The following is a 13,859-nucleotide window of genomic DNA, read 5'->3' on the forward strand; positions in this document are numbered from 1 at the left end:
TATGACTGCCATTACTGAACTCACGACTTCACCTCACATTCGACCGCGCTCGGTACTACGACGGTTGCTACATAATCCCGCCGGCGTCGTTGGGCTGCTTATTCTACTGCTGGTCATTGGCATGGCGCTGTTGGCTCCCTGGCTCTATCCCGGCGACCCTCTGGATATGGTCGCTACGCCGCTGTTGTTGCCCGGCGCACAGAGTGCATATCCACTGGGCACCGACGCCATGGGGCGCGATGTGATTGCCGGTATCTTTCACGGGGCGCGCGTTTCTTTGCTCATTGGGGTAAGCGCGACAGTAACAGGACTGCTGATTGGCACACTGTTTGGCAGTATTGGTGGCTATTTTGGCGGTGTTATCGACAACATTTTGGTGCGTATTACCGCGCTGTTTCAAACTATGCCCGCGTTTTTGCTGGTGATTATTCTGCTGGCGATTACTACGCCTTCGGTCACGCTGATTGCCTTGTCGATTGGCGTCACGTCCTGGCCTACCGTGGCGCGGCTGGTGCGGGCAGAGTTCAGGACGCTACGCGACGCCGAGTTTGTACTTGCCGCGCGGACGGGCGGGTTCTCACCCTGGCGGATCATTTTTCAGGAGATCCTGCCTAATGCGCTGCCGGCGATTATTGTTACCTCTTCAGTCATGGTGGCCTCGGCGATTCTGATGGAGTCGGCGCTGGCGTTTCTTGGGCTTGGTGATCCGAACAACGTCAGTTGGGGATCGTTAATTGGCAGCGGCCGCGAGATGCTGCGCAGTGCCTGGTATCTTACCGCCGAGCCAGGATTGGCGCTGGTTATCACTATCCTTGGGCTGAATCTGCTAGGCGATGCCTTGAACGATGCCTTTAATCCACGTTTAAGGAGGCGCTAGATGACGGCACTGTTATCAATAAAAGGACTCAACGTTCGTTTCGGCCAACAGCAGGCGGTAAACAGTCTGGATCTGACGCTAGCGCGTGGGCAGATGCTGGCGCTGGTGGGGGAATCTGGCTGCGGAAAATCGGCAACTGCGCTGTCGATCCTCGGGCTGCTGCCTGACTACGCCAATATTGGCGGCGAAATTAACTTTGAAGGGCAGAATTTGCTGACGCTGCCAGCAAGGCAGCTGCGACAGCTGCGCGGAAACGATATTTCGATGGTGTTTCAGGAGCCGATGACCTCATTGAATCCCGTTCATACCGTCGGCGATCAAATTATTGAAAGTTTGTCGGTGCATCTTGGCCTGTCGCGAAGTTTAGCCAGAAAAAGGGCTATCGAACTGCTTGAGCTGGTTGAGTTGCCCAGTCCCGAAATCCGCGTTGATTATTATCCTCATCAGCTCTCGGGGGGACAGCGTCAGCGGGTGATGATTGCCATGGCCGTGGCCTGTGAACCCAAACTGCTGATTGCCGACGAACCCACCACCGCGCTAGACGTCACGGTACAGGGTAAAATTATGGCGCTAATTGACACGCTGCGAAAATCCATGTCGATGAGCGTGCTGATGATAAGTCATGACCTCGGGCTGATGTCGCAGTGGGCGGATGAAGTGGCGGTGATGTTTGGTGGCCGCAAGCTGGAACAAAACGTCACCGCCGAGTTGTTCAGCCATCCAAAGCATGAATATACCCGAGGGTTGATGGCTGCCTCGCTGCACTACCAACAAAATGTGCACTATCGTCAGCGCTGCCTGACTGAAATTCGCGCGCAAAAAGTGCAAGGAGAGCCGGTATTTTCACTGTTTACGCCGCCGACCCTGAGCTTTCCGTCACTGGATGAAACCTTTGATACACGGCCGTTGCTGGAGGCGCGTCATTTACATGTCTCTTTTCAGCAGAGCGGTCAATCTGTTGACGCGGTCAGTGACGTGAATTTTACGTTGTTTAAAGGCGAAACGTTGGGACTGGTAGGGGAATCAGGCTGCGGGAAGTCAACGCTTTCTCGCACCTTACTGCGGCTGTTAACACCCGATCACGGCCAAATTCTGCTCAATGGCACCGATATCGTCCCGCTGCCGGAGTCTCAACTCACCCCGTTGCGCAGCAAAGTGCAGATGATTTTCCAGGATCCTTTCGCCTCACTCAATCCGCGCCATACGGTAAAAGGCATTCTAGACAGAGTGCTGCGTGTTAACGGTGTTAAAGATAAACATCTGCGTAATCAACGTATCTTGACGATTATCGACCGCGTTGGGCTGCCGCAGCACAGCCTCGACCGTTATGCCCACGAGTTTTCTGGCGGGCAGCGCCAGCGTATTGGCATTGCCCGTGCGTTGATAACTCAGCCCGAGCTGGTGGTATGTGACGAAGCCGTGTCAGCGCTTGACGTCTCTATTCAGGCGCAAATTTTAAACCTTTTGCTGGAGCTGAAAAAAGAGTTTGGGCTGAGCTATTTGTTTATCTCGCACAACCTCGACGTGGTGCGCTACATGGCTGACCGAGTGCTGGTGATGCAGAAAGGTAAAATCGTCGAGTCCGGCGAGGTGCAAAACGTATGGCAACGGCCGCAGCACGCCTATACGCGCGAGCTGCTGTCGTCAGTGGGAAAGTATCAATTTTCAGATGAGAAACAGCAAAGGGAGAGTGCCTGATGTCACTGTTTGATTTAAAAACCACTGCAGATGCGTTGCCCCAGGCCTGGCAGTCCCGCATTTTGGGCCGTGTTGGTCAGGCCAATTTAAAAGTGTTAAAAATGGACGACCGGCAAATAATCGCAGAGGTACATGATTACGATGAAGGGCTGTTGGTAATCGACGGCCTATTGACGCTCAACGTTGGCGGAGAAATCATCAACGTTGAGACTGGGCAGCTTTACGTCGCCAAAGCGGGCATCCCGCATACAGTAGAGTCTGGCAGTTATGGCACGTTGGTGATTATCGATTTACCCGAGGGTTAGCGCGTTGAAGTCAACCTGACCGCGTAACGCGATAGCGGTAGATGTGTCATTCTCAAAAGAGCGTTTTCTGAGTCTGCCCTTTGGGAGAATCTGGATTGGTTGCGATTAACTGAAGGGCCGTTGTCACATGCGTCAAATGCAGCAATAGCAGATATCGCTCTTTATCGATCACGTTTTATTGGTTTTGAAAAAGGCATCAAAACGCGATTTTCCTGCATTTTGACACCTTCAGCGCTGTTCACTTGGGTGAATACGTTGCGCTAACCTTTTGCAGGTTCTTGGGTGGCGGGCTTGACGCTGAGGTCCTGATCGAACCATTTTTCTGAAATCTTTCTCAACGTGCCGTCGGCACGAAGCTGTTCCAGAGCGACATCGACCTTTTTACGCAGATCTTCACCACGCGCATCTTTTCTAAACGGCAGGGCGACCTGTTTGACACCAAACGGCTGACCTACCACCTTGAGTGGCAAATTTTTGCGTTTGATCTGGCCGAGTAAAATAACCTGCCCAGAAACGAAGGCGTCAATCTTGCCCTGCGCGACGGCGTTGAAAATGACATCCTGGCCTTCAAAGGTCACCAGCTTTATTTGGTTTTGCGGATCAAACTCTTTTAGCACTTTGGCATAATTTGAGCCTAGGTCTGCCGCCACCGTTTTGCCTTTCATATCCTGTAAGCCGTGAATACTGTCGTTGTTTTTACTCACGGCCAACTGCGCGGCGCTGTAGTAATAAGGCACGCTGAAATCATATTTTAGGCGGCGCTCGGGCGTATCAGCAAAGTTGCCCACGGTATCAATCTTGCCCGTTTCCAGTGAGCCAAGAACCCCGACCCAATCCGAGGTAACCCATTGCACTTTAAAGTTAATTTTCTCGGCAACGGCGTTAAGAATATCGACGCTAAACCCTTTCACTGTGCCGTTTTCGCTAAAATAGTGTGGATAACCGTCGGGCGTAGCGCCTACGCGAAGAACAGGTTTGTCATCAGCCTGGGTTGCCGGTTTATCACAGGCATTAAGCAGCAGTATTGAACAAGCCACTAATGCCAGATTTAACAGCTTCATATTTATTTCCCTGTATTAATTAATGTATGGTTTATTTATGGCTTTTTCGAGACGCCGCTGCAGCTCACTTAGAATAATGGTCAACGCCCAATAAATAAGACCGACGGCAAAATAGGCTTCGAAATACTTCAATGATTCGGTGGCAGCGAGTTTACCGGCAGCCAATAGCTCACTGACACCCAGAGTGAAAGCCAGTGAGGAGTTTTTGATTAACCCAATATAGACATTACCGGTAGCAGGAATGGCATTACGGCACGCCTGCGGAAACAAAATTCGCCATGAGGCCTGAAACAAATTAAGGCCGGAGGCAAGCGAGGCTTCAAGCTGCCCCTTATCAACGGAATCAATGGCTGCACGGAAAATTTCCGCCAAATAGGCAGAAGTATTCAAGCTTAAACCGAGTATCACGGCATTAATGGCACTCATCGAATTTAAGGCGGGGAATATCTGCGGAAGTCCGAAATAGATGATTAATAACTGGACCAGCACCGGCGTGCCGCGAAAGAATGAAATATAAAGGTGAGCAAAAGCTGCAGGTATTTTTCCAGCCCGCAGCAATAGGGCAAATACAATACCAAGCACTGTTGCAAGCAAAATGGATAAGACAGAAATAAGCAGGGTGATGGGAAGGTAGCTGAGAATTTGCGGAATAATACTCAGCATATAGGCAAAATCAAAATTCATGATAAGGAGTTCCGTCGGCTGTATCAGGCAAAATCGTGTAAAAAAGAACGGGTACGGTTCTCTGAGGTGGCGGTAAATATTTGACTCGGTTTGCCCTGTTCAATAATTTTCCCCTGTTCCATGAAAAAGATCCGGTCTGAAACATCGCGGGCAAAGCTCATCTCATGAGTGACAATCATCATGGTCAGGCTGCGTTCTGCCAAGCTTGCTATCAGGTTAAGGACCTCGCGACGCATCTCAGGGTCAAGAGAGGAGGTTGGCTCATCAAGTAAAATAACCTGCGGCTCTACGCTTAAGGCTCGGGCAATGCCAACGCGCTGCTGTTGTCCGCCTGAAAGCGTGGCAGGATAGGCGTCTGCTTTATGTGAAAGACCGACCTGAGCCAGCAGTTCCATTCCACGCTCGCGAGCCTCATTTTTAGTAAATTTGCGGGCGCAAATCAGAATTTCTGTAATGTTCTCCAGCGCAGTTTTATTTTTGAATAAGTTATAGTGCTGAAATACCATTGACGTTTGACGCCGGAAGTCAGCAATTTGCCTGTGCGAGAGGCTTTCTGTGTTGATCTGCTGATCGCCGATTTGCAAACTTCCCGAGTCAGGCTTAACCAGTAAATTAAGTGAACGCAGCAGAGTGGATTTACCTGAACCCGAAGGGCCAATGACAGAAACCACTTCACTGCGTTTTACGCTAAAATTCACGTCTAAAAGAGCCGGAAAATGGTTAAAGCTTTTATTTAGCCCACTGACATTGATCATGCTGCCTCCCAATAATTATCGTTTTCTAATCAAGGGATTATTATCTGACCAGTGCACAACCACAAATGCTTAAAATGACTAATGTTATGGTTTTTTTGAATAAAAATTGTGCTGATTTGATTTTTTTGGTGATAGTGACTTTAAGGATGTGCGATTAAAGCGTAGAAAAAGCGGGCAGAGAATAAACGCATACATTTGCGGTTAAAATACTGCCGCATAGGGTGCGGCAGTATGAGTAACTCAATATTGATTACTGAATTAGCCTACATGCTGGATTACCCGAACCGGTACAGATTTATAAGACGGCGTGCCGCTTTGTTTATCAATATAGTCTAGCGGGATGAGCACGTTTGCCTCTGGATAATAAGCGCCTACTGAGCCGGGAGCGATGTTATAGGCAATGACAGTCATATTTTCCAAACGCAGACTGCTGCCCGCTACCACGGTTTCAATATCCACTAAATCACCGTGTTCGAGACCGCGCTTGTCAAGATCGACATCGCTCATAAACAAGATATCCCGGCGGCCAAACACGCCACGATAGCGATCGTCCAACGCATAAATCGTCGTATTATACTGATCGTGACTGCGCAGCGTTATCATGCGTAATACATCATCACCATCAACGAGTGCGTCCTCGTTTACGCCGTCAAATACCGAGAACATGGCTTTGCCTGAGGCCGTAGTCCATTTGCGCTCCGTTGGCGGCAGGGGCATGCGGAATCCGCCAGGGGTGGCAATTCGTTCATTGTATTTATCAAAACCGGGCACGGTTTTTTCGATGAGGTCACGAACCATACTGTAGTCGGCCACCAACGCCATCCACGGGACTTTACTGTCAGGCAGGGCGGCCTTGGCCATACCAGCAACAATAGCGGGCTCGGAAAGCAGCTGATCAGAAGCAGGCTTAAGCTTGCCGGACGATGCGTGCACCATCGACATTGAGTCCTCAACAGTGACGGATTGCCTTCCGCTGGCCTGCAAATCAAGTTCGGTTCGCCCCAGGCAGGGCAAAATATACGTTTCTTTTGCAACCAGCAGGTGCGAACGATTTAGCTTGGTGCCCACATGCACACTTAAATCGAGGGTTTTCATTGCCGGAAAGCATTTTTCAGGGTCGGGGAGCGCCACCGCCAGATTACCGCCCAGGCAGATGAGCACCTTGGCCGTCCCTTCAACCATAGCCTGCATGGCTTTAACCGCATCGTGGCCGTGCTCTTTAGGCGGAGTAAAACCAAAAACTTGCTCAATCTTTTCTAAAAATGCCGCCGATGGTTTCTCTGTAATCCCAACAGTTCTATTGCCCTGAACGTTTGAGTGACCACGTAAAGGACAAATACCCGCACCAGGCTTGCCCATATTGCCGCGCATCAGCAGCAGGTCGGCGATTAAGCGAACGTTGGCAGTGCCCTTATTATGCTGGGTAATTCCCATGCCATAAGTGACGATAGTGGCCTTCGATTTAGCATAAAGCTCGGCAATTTGTTCGAGATTTTGACGAACCAAACCGCTCTCTTTTTCTATTTCATCCCAGTCCGTGGCGTTAATATCGGCACTCAAAGCTTCAAAACCTTGGGTATGAGCGGCAATAAAGTCTTTATCCAGCACGTCACCCCTGACTTGCTCAAGCAGCAGCAGTGCTTTTATTATCCCTTTAAGCGCGGCAGCGTCACCCCCGGCTTTCACTTGAAAGTAATTTGAGGCGATATCAGTGGAGCTATAGGTCGCCATTTCTATCACACTTTGTGGGTCAGCAAATCGTTCAAGTGCGCGCTCACGAAGCGGATTTAGAACCACGATTGGCACATTTTTTTTCGCCAATTCGTGCAGCGTCCCCATCATACGGGGATGGTTGGTGCCGGGATTATGTCCCATCGAGATAACCAGCTCGGTTTCATCAAAGTCGTCAAGAGAGACGGTGCCTTTACCAATGCCGATAGAGAAGGGCAAGCCGACACTGGTGGCCTCGTGGCACATGTTGGAGCAGTCGGGGAAATTATTGGTGCCGTATTCGCGGGCAAAGAGTTGAAACATATAGGCGGCTTCGTTTGAGGCGCGGCCGGAAGTATAAAACTCTGCTTCATTGGGTGAATGAAGTCCCTGCAACACCTCGGCGATATGGTTAAAGGCCGTTTCCCACTCAACGGGGCGCAGCGTGTCTGTTTCACTGTCGTAGACCAATGGATGGGTCAAACGACCAAAGTTTTCTAACTCGTAGTCCGATTTTTGCAGCAGTGAGGTAACCGTGTTTTGCGCCAAAAACTCCGGCTTAACGCGTTTACTGGTTGCTTCCCACGTGACGGCCTTGGCGCCATTTTCACAAAACTGGAACGTCGAGTGTTGCTCTTTATCTGGCCATGCGCAGCCCGGACAATCAAAACCATCGGGCTGATTGGTGCGAAGCAGCGTGGCCGGCGCCGTCAAATTGTCCATTTGTGTACGCACTGCAATAGCCGTCGCTTTCAACGCTCCCCAGCCACCTGCAGGCCCGTCGTAGGGATGTATGCCGGGAACTGCGCGTCTTTTCTTAGTCATAAAAACTCCTGCAAATAGAGATGAAATACACTCTTTGTACGGATAAGTGTAATCACTGCTCGGGAACTTGAGGCAGAAGGGACCACAAATATTGTAAAAATATGAGTGTGGGTAGGTGTTAAAACTAATCCGATTTTCTGTTATATAAGCCAATACTGGCTTAATCGATAAAGGGGATTTCATGGATTGGATTCAGGCAAAACCAGAGGATGCGATTGAACTCGCGGAGATCAGAGCAGCAGCGATGAGGCCGAGTCTTGAAGAGCTTGGTCGCTATGACGCTCAGCGGGTTAGGAAGCGTTTTCTCGATACCTATGTTGCGGCAGAAACCTTCAAAATCCTTCATCAGGGCACGCTGGCAGGTTTATTTGTGCTGAGAAATAAAGTTGACCATCTTTATTTAGATCATCTTTATGTATTGGCCGAATATCAGAATTTACGATTGGGTAAGGCTGTGATTGAACACATCACCGGGAAGGCAAAAGCCCTTCAGCTTCCCGTTAAGCTGGGTGCACTGCGAGGAAGTCCGGCCAATGCTTTCTATGTAAAGCATGGTTTCATTCAAACTCACGAGGATGAATTCGATATTTATTATGAGCTTCGTGTTTAGTTTTTTTCTCAAGACGAAACCGTAGCCGAACTGATTAAAAAGCATGTTGAAAGGCACGCAATCCGTGCCCTTTTTATAATGATTGTATTTGATTGATTCTCAGGCAAACAGCGTCAAATCGGCTACGATTTTTGAAATCGCTTTCTTGCCACCCACTAATGCGACGCCTGAATATTCCATTTCATTAAGAGGGATGATCGCCACTGCTTCCTGAAAAGAGGCATAATTTTTGGTTTGCTGCCCCTGAACAGGGAAATCTATCAAATCAATATTTCCTAACTCGGCTGCTTTTTGGCGTAGTTCTCGCAGCCGTATTCCAGAACCTGAAAGTACGGCAATACCTAGCGGAATTAATCCGGGGTGGGACACATCGCTAGCATCAACCAAGGGTTGTCCGACGAGCTGCGGGTGCCGCTGGCCAATAGTTAAGGCAATGACCGCGGCCGCATTGGCTGCTCTACCGGGTGTGAGACTTTGATTGAGAACAATGACACAGCGTTCAAGTTTTATATTTTTAACAGTATCTGCAGCGGGGCTTTCAGCAGTAACAACGTCGGTCATTTCAATACTCCTTAAAAATAGCTGTATAGTGTTTTATCAAGATGTTTGTGAAGCAGGTGGACACTATGCTAGAAAGAAAAGGGCACGTATTGAACGCTATTGCACGAGGTGCAGATTAGTACTTTTTAAACCAGTAATGGGGTTTGGTAATGTCATCAATTCAATCTGATATTAATATCTGGCGAAGTCACGAGCTACAGGCCGAGTTGATACACGGACGTTTTGTGGACTATGCCTACGACGTTCATACCCACGAGACAGCCTGTTTTGCCTTGCTTACCGAAGGCAGCATTCGTATTAAAATGCGTGGGACCGAATTTGTTGCACGCAAAGGTGATCTTTATGCCATTGATGCCGATGAGCCCCATGCAGGATGGGCAACCGATGAAAAAGGGTGGCGATTGCGCACTCTGTATGTCGATGTCGCGCATTTACGCCAATTGGTTCGTGGCGAACGTGGTGCCAACCTTCCCGCGCTTGCCGGACCGATTATCAATGACCCAGAGGTTATTGCACATCTCCATGCGCTGCACCAATGCTCCGAAGTTGAAGGGTCGCGCCTTTATCGAGACCGCGCCTATCTCTCTTTTGCCGACCAGCTTTTAGAAAGGCATGTGAAGCACAGTTATCATATTGAGAAAGACGGCAATGAATTGGGGGCAGTAAGAATGGCGCGTGATTTTCTTGATGCGCACTTGCAGGATAACGTCAGTCTGGTAACCATTGCACAGCAAACAGGGCTTCCGCAGTACAAATTATTTCGTGCCTTTGAGCGCACCTACGGCATGACGCCCCATGCCTACCAGCGACAGGCGCGAGTGAGATTCGCCATGCGCCTGCTGCGTCAGGGAGTGACTTTGGTCAATGCTGGTGCGTTGTCGGGTTTTTCAGATCAGGCCCATTTTACACGCTGGTTTAAAAGATTCATGGGCGTCACGCCGGGTCTATATCAAAGGGCTTTTCATCCCTTAGAGTAAGTTTTTACGCATGGCGCGGGTGACGTCTACGAGCTGATACAGGCCTGCCTCAACCTCAGACGCACTACTTTCCTGCGCAAAGCGCATCAGAGCAAGCAGCAGTTTATTGTCTGCATCTGCCGCTAATGTCACTGGGCTAGAGTAATTTAATTGCAATGCCTTGTGTAGCAAAGTGACGTCCGAGGGCAAAATCCCCACCGGACAGCACATCTCAAGCGTTTCGCCCGACTCGTTGAAATAAACAGTCAGATCGCTGTCAATGACTAAAGCCGGATCATCGCCGTCAATTTCCAAGCCTAATGCGTCGTAAAGACGATAAATTATATTGAGCATCTTTTTTCGTTAGCCTTTAACCAGTCGCGAAAGACCCTGTGTCTCTTTCCATACACGGGTATCACCAATTCGTTGGTCATACGATAATTTTAACGCACTGACCTGAATGTTTTTTAATACCTTGTTGCCTGCAGCGCTAGTGTTATAGGTCTGAATCTCATTATTCCCGCCGTTAAGCAGTACCTGCTGAAATATTTTTTGGTTTTTCTCGTCAAGAGGATTAGCGGGCTGAGATAAAGGCTGCCCCTGATGTTGGCTAATGGCCTCGCGTTTTATTTCGGCATCTAACATGCCCGTTCTGTCCTTGCCACTTTTGCAGTTCCAACAAGGCACCGCACCAATTTCATACGCTAGCATGGTTACACGCTGTGCAGCTTTATAAGGTTCACCACCATCCCGATGGTGTGAGTTGCTCGACAGAATCTGTATCAGTTGCTGTGCCAGCTCATTAACTTTTACGGCATTAGCCGGTTGTGTTTTAAGATAGTCACCCACCATACCTCCCAGAGTAGCAGCACCTGGTTTTGTAGAACTTCCTAATAATTGATTGATGGCATCCGCATTGTATTTATCTGATGCAGACCAGCCTAAACCGAATTTTAGCGCTATTTCATTGACGCCGAAATTAAAGGCCGCCACGGCAATATTTATTTTCACCTCCTGCATCTTGCCGTTTTCCCCACGTACTGACAGAACCGATGGCGTTTGTTTGCTCAGCATTTTCCAGGCTTCAATCTGATCTTTGAGCATTACATCTTCTCCCTGGACTTTGCTCGCAGTGACCAGCGCCGTGGACACAATTTGTAAAGGAACGGTGTGCCCGGCCAACGCCCTTTTCAATAATTCAGGTTTGCTGAAGAGTGCCGCGGTCGCCACCTCTTTTGCCCGCGTCAAAGCTCCTGCCTGCCGGGCCGGATCAGACTCTTTCATCGCATACGGCGAGAGAATACCGTGTCGGAGCCCCTTGAATAACGTTTTGGGCTTTCCGCCTTCTCCTGGTACAGATATTTCGGAGGACCATAGGTTTACCGCGTGATTAGCTTCTTTGTCCGATGAGCTACAGACGCCTTTGCCTTCGTAACTTGTCGGGAAAATATCATCATTACCCAGTTTCATGTTCCCGGCAGGGATTAGGGTGCAGGCATAATCTCTTTGGTTATGTGAGATCGTATTATTCAGCGTATTCCACGGCTTATTATTACGCAGGTGTGTACCCGTCTGTGCAAACTGCTCTTTAATAAACGCCTTCGATTCCTTTAACGATACCGTATTTTTACTGCTGTACTTCAGTGCTACATGGTTGATTAACGTTGCATTCAATTTTCGAACTGTACTCTTTTCCTGCTTGGTAGAGGCCCGACTATCATCACCTGAGGTTTTTAAAAGGCCGGGTAAAGATGACAAACCCTGCTTATTCAGCTTGAGCTTATCCATCACACAGTCAGCGGTACTGACGAGCCCCCCTTCGAGTTGTTTTAAAGCGCTTACCGAACGAGTTGAACTTTTGAGGTCTTCACTCTGGACTCTCATTTCCTGTATTTTTAGCTCACCTTTCAGGGGTGATTTTTCACATTTGGTGAGAATAGCTGACCCGCTTTGCATGCCTGAAGTTGGCAGATTCGACTCTACATTATAAGAACTTGGTGATACGTGGATAAAGGGTAGTTTCACTGTGCCTCCTGCACTAAAGAGAGTCGAGCGGGTTTGTGATGATGAAGCTCGCACCACATCATCATAATGAATAGGCAAAGTGTTTCTTTCGAATTTACGCATAAAATTACAGATTTGGGACAATGAAAAATGCTGTCTCAGAATGGGCTGCAGGCCACAAGCAATTTTAAGGAATTAAAATGCATAAAAACTACATTTTAACCATAAAACCGAAAGAAACTCATTATTCATTCGACGATGATATGTCAATAAACATCGCTTTTAATGAGGAATTTACTGTGGCAACTATTGTTCCAACTCCAAAATCTTTCGTATCTAACGAATACCCACACTTATCACCTTCTGAGAAGTCACTGCCAAAAGGCAATGAAGACAGATTGACTGAAGTTAAGGAGCTTTGCAGGAGGGAACATGTTGGCGTTGTCCCTGATCATCTTGTTGAATTACAAGTTTTAGCGAAAGAGAAAAATTGTATTATCGGTATTCGACCGGTCGATGAAATGGCAACGGATTTAATAGAGAAGGGGCACCCGACTAAAGGTTTTCATATTAAGGGTAAAAGTGCAAATTGGGGACCGCAAACGGCCTTTATCTGTGTAAAACAAGAATTGAGTAAGCTTGCCGATCAGCCTCAACGATTGGGTAAATTTAATGAGCAAGTTGAGTCATGTTTGACGGAAGGTTATGCTCAGAAGATACCGTTAGAAATTACTCGTGAGCGGCTTAATTTACTCATCGAAAAGAGTGTTATTAACAATGTAAAATATAATGCTCAAAGGCAACCCATTGAATTAGAATCTAAAACACCGGAGGGTGTTAATCATAAATTTACGTTAGTCCACTCTGACAAAGAACCAGGAGTATACCAGGTCAGGCATGATGGAGTCCCCATTGAAGTGCTGGCACCACCGGGACAAAATAAAAAACCCCTTACAGCGGATTATGATCTTTTGATGATTGCTCCTTCTATTGAAGATTTTGGCGCGCAGGATATGCTGCCCCTTCACGACGTGTCACATGATGTTTTCAAGGCCAGAATAAATAAGTATAAGACACGGCCAGAAAATCTTGCCGACCCTCTAAAGAAAGCTTATGCAAATCCGGCTACTTTTTATAAGCCGCAAGATAAAGAGATTGGTAATGTTTCGTCACGAATTCGCGATATGATCCCTGAGATTAACAAGCGCCTTGTGGGTACCGGAGAGCCAGTTGTACACCATGGCAGCGATACAGCCAGTCCTGCGACTGATATGGAAGCTAATTTCCCTGCAGCTTTTACACTTCCCAAACCATTGGGGCAGTTTGATGAAATTTGTGTGATAAAAGACTTTGAAGAGTTAAAAGCTCTCGTTCTGGCGGCAAAAAATGAAGGCTATCATGTACCGTTAAATCCGCTTTGGGAAAAAAATATTACAGATATTCGTTCTGAAAGCTTTACTGAAGCAAAAAAAAATATTGCGACCAACTTCTCTCGATTTTTACGATAGGTAAAATCCTGCCCAAATGCCTAACCACTTTCCGAAAGGGTGTGGTTTACAGGCTTTAATTACGTCGTATTTCTCCGATAACTGAAGCTTATAGGTAAACTTTAAAGCTTACGCATTATCCAAAGGGCTAACTCCATATTATCTATTGGGTTATAGTGAAATGTATTGATCGGCAAGGTGATGAAGTCATTATTAGTGGGTGTTTAGGGATAAGTAAATGCTATGGAATAGGGCGTTAAAAGAGGAAGTTTGGATATGAAAATTTTTTAGCCTAGGCGTTTGTGAACAACTGACGCCACAGGCTG

Annotated in this window: 13 protein-coding genes; 6 read left to right on the top strand and 7 right to left on the bottom strand. The window is 47.9% G+C overall.

Annotated elements, in window-relative coordinates; all coding sequences use genetic code 11:
- Nucleotide 1: 1 nt before the first annotated feature.
- Genes GA565_RS12700 through GA565_RS12710 form a run of 3 tightly spaced genes read left to right on the top strand, consistent with a single transcriptional unit; the run spans nt 2 to nt 2,880 of the window.
- Nucleotides 2–877, top strand: coding sequence for an ABC transporter permease (locus GA565_RS12700; protein WP_152198746.1), 876 nt, complete (start codon nt 2–4; stop codon nt 875–877).
- A complete protein-coding gene (locus tag GA565_RS12705) occupies nt 878–2,575 on the top strand; it encodes an ABC transporter ATP-binding protein (protein ID WP_152198747.1) in 1,698 nt (565 codons plus the stop codon). It abuts the gene before it with no gap.
- On the top strand, nt 2,575–2,880 hold the full coding sequence (locus GA565_RS12710) for a cupin domain-containing protein (RefSeq protein ID WP_152198748.1): 306 nt from the start codon (nt 2,575–2,577) through the stop codon (nt 2,878–2,880). Before GA565_RS12705 ends, GA565_RS12710 begins: the two co-directional genes overlap by 1 nt.
- A gap of 260 nt (nt 2,881–3,140) precedes the next feature.
- Here GA565_RS12710 and GA565_RS12715 read toward each other — a convergent pair whose 3' ends face one another.
- From GA565_RS12715 to GA565_RS12730, 4 genes are all read right to left on the bottom strand, one after another.
- Nucleotides 3,141–3,941 (bottom strand): amino acid ABC transporter substrate-binding protein, encoded by an 801-nt coding sequence (locus GA565_RS12715; RefSeq protein ID WP_152198749.1) that lies wholly within the window; start codon nt 3,939–3,941, stop codon nt 3,141–3,143.
- Nucleotides 3,942–3,956: 15 nt separating this feature from the next.
- Entirely contained in the window at nt 3,957–4,625 is a 669-nt protein-coding gene (locus tag GA565_RS12720) for an amino acid ABC transporter permease (RefSeq protein ID WP_152198750.1), read from the bottom strand.
- Nucleotides 4,626–4,648: 23 nt separating this feature from the next.
- A complete protein-coding gene (locus GA565_RS12725) occupies nt 4,649–5,380 on the bottom strand; it encodes an amino acid ABC transporter ATP-binding protein (protein ID WP_152198751.1) in 732 nt (243 codons plus the stop codon).
- 258 nt (nt 5,381–5,638) lie between these two features.
- Nucleotides 5,639–7,915 (bottom strand): FdhF/YdeP family oxidoreductase, encoded by a 2,277-nt coding sequence (locus tag GA565_RS12730; protein ID WP_152198752.1) that lies wholly within the window; start codon nt 7,913–7,915, stop codon nt 5,639–5,641.
- A 181-nt stretch (nt 7,916–8,096) separates the two neighbouring features.
- On the opposite strand from GA565_RS12730, the gene GA565_RS12735 reads away from it, so the two are divergent.
- Nucleotides 8,097–8,525: a GNAT family N-acetyltransferase gene (locus tag GA565_RS12735; RefSeq protein ID WP_152198753.1), complete on the top strand. Its 429-nt coding sequence runs from the start codon at nt 8,097–8,099 to the stop codon at nt 8,523–8,525.
- A gap of 99 nt (nt 8,526–8,624) precedes the next feature.
- Here the strand turns inward: GA565_RS12735 and GA565_RS12740 are convergent, their stop codons facing one another.
- Nucleotides 8,625–9,086, bottom strand: a complete 462-nt coding sequence (locus GA565_RS12740) for a DUF2000 domain-containing protein (protein ID WP_152198754.1) — start codon at nt 9,084–9,086, stop codon at nt 8,625–8,627.
- Nucleotides 9,087–9,235: 149 nt separating this feature from the next.
- On the opposite strand from GA565_RS12740, the gene GA565_RS12745 reads away from it, so the two are divergent.
- Complete coding sequence (locus GA565_RS12745) at nt 9,236–10,063, top strand: AraC family transcriptional regulator (RefSeq protein WP_152198755.1); 828 nt, start codon at nt 9,236–9,238, stop codon at nt 10,061–10,063.
- Here GA565_RS12745 and GA565_RS12750 read toward each other — a convergent pair.
- Complete coding sequence (locus GA565_RS12750; RefSeq protein WP_152198756.1) at nt 10,055–10,396, bottom strand: hypothetical protein; 342 nt, start codon at nt 10,394–10,396, stop codon at nt 10,055–10,057. The two genes, GA565_RS12745 and GA565_RS12750, sit on opposite strands and share 9 nt — an antisense overlap.
- Nucleotides 10,397–10,405: 9 nt before the next feature.
- Entirely contained in the window at nt 10,406–12,169 is a 1,764-nt protein-coding gene (locus GA565_RS12755) for an inositol phosphate phosphatase SopB (protein ID WP_152198757.1), read from the bottom strand.
- A 77-nt stretch (nt 12,170–12,246) separates the two neighbouring features.
- Here GA565_RS12755 and GA565_RS12760 point away from each other — a divergent pair, with 77 nt between their 5' ends.
- Complete coding sequence (locus GA565_RS12760; protein ID WP_226950961.1) at nt 12,247–13,554, top strand: CyaA/EF/ExoY family adenylyl cyclase toxin; 1,308 nt, start codon at nt 12,247–12,249, stop codon at nt 13,552–13,554.
- Nucleotides 13,555–13,859: the final 305 nt, after the last annotated feature.

The organism is Rouxiella sp. S1S-2, from assembly GCF_009208105.1.
Lineage (GTDB): Bacteria > Pseudomonadota > Gammaproteobacteria > Enterobacterales > Enterobacteriaceae > Rouxiella.

Excerpts from the sequence above, each read along its gene's own strand:
- GA565_RS12700 (WP_152198746.1), top strand. The coding sequence starts at position 2 with ATGACTGCCATTACTGAACTCACGACTTCACCTCACATTCGACCGCGC.
- GA565_RS12705 (WP_152198747.1), top strand. The coding sequence starts at position 878 with ATGACGGCACTGTTATCAATAAAAGGACTCAACGTTCGTTTCGGCCAA.
- GA565_RS12710 (WP_152198748.1), top strand. The coding sequence starts at position 2,575 with ATGTCACTGTTTGATTTAAAAACCACTGCAGATGCGTTGCCCCAGGCC.
- GA565_RS12715 (WP_152198749.1), bottom strand. The coding sequence starts at position 3,941 with ATGAAGCTGTTAAATCTGGCATTAGTGGCTTGTTCAATACTGCTGCTT.
- GA565_RS12720 (WP_152198750.1), bottom strand. The coding sequence starts at position 4,625 with ATGAATTTTGATTTTGCCTATATGCTGAGTATTATTCCGCAAATTCTC.
- GA565_RS12725 (WP_152198751.1), bottom strand. The coding sequence starts at position 5,380 with ATGATCAATGTCAGTGGGCTAAATAAAAGCTTTAACCATTTTCCGGCT.
- GA565_RS12730 (WP_152198752.1), bottom strand. The coding sequence starts at position 7,915 with ATGACTAAGAAAAGACGCGCAGTTCCCGGCATACATCCCTACGACGGG.
- GA565_RS12735 (WP_152198753.1), top strand. The coding sequence starts at position 8,097 with ATGGATTGGATTCAGGCAAAACCAGAGGATGCGATTGAACTCGCGGAG.
- GA565_RS12740 (WP_152198754.1), bottom strand. The coding sequence starts at position 9,086 with ATGACCGACGTTGTTACTGCTGAAAGCCCCGCTGCAGATACTGTTAAA.
- GA565_RS12745 (WP_152198755.1), top strand. The coding sequence starts at position 9,236 with ATGTCATCAATTCAATCTGATATTAATATCTGGCGAAGTCACGAGCTA.
- GA565_RS12750 (WP_152198756.1), bottom strand. The coding sequence starts at position 10,396 with ATGCTCAATATAATTTATCGTCTTTACGACGCATTAGGCTTGGAAATT.
- GA565_RS12755 (WP_152198757.1), bottom strand. The coding sequence starts at position 12,169 with ATGCGTAAATTCGAAAGAAACACTTTGCCTATTCATTATGATGATGTG.
- GA565_RS12760 (WP_226950961.1), top strand. The coding sequence starts at position 12,247 with ATGCATAAAAACTACATTTTAACCATAAAACCGAAAGAAACTCATTAT.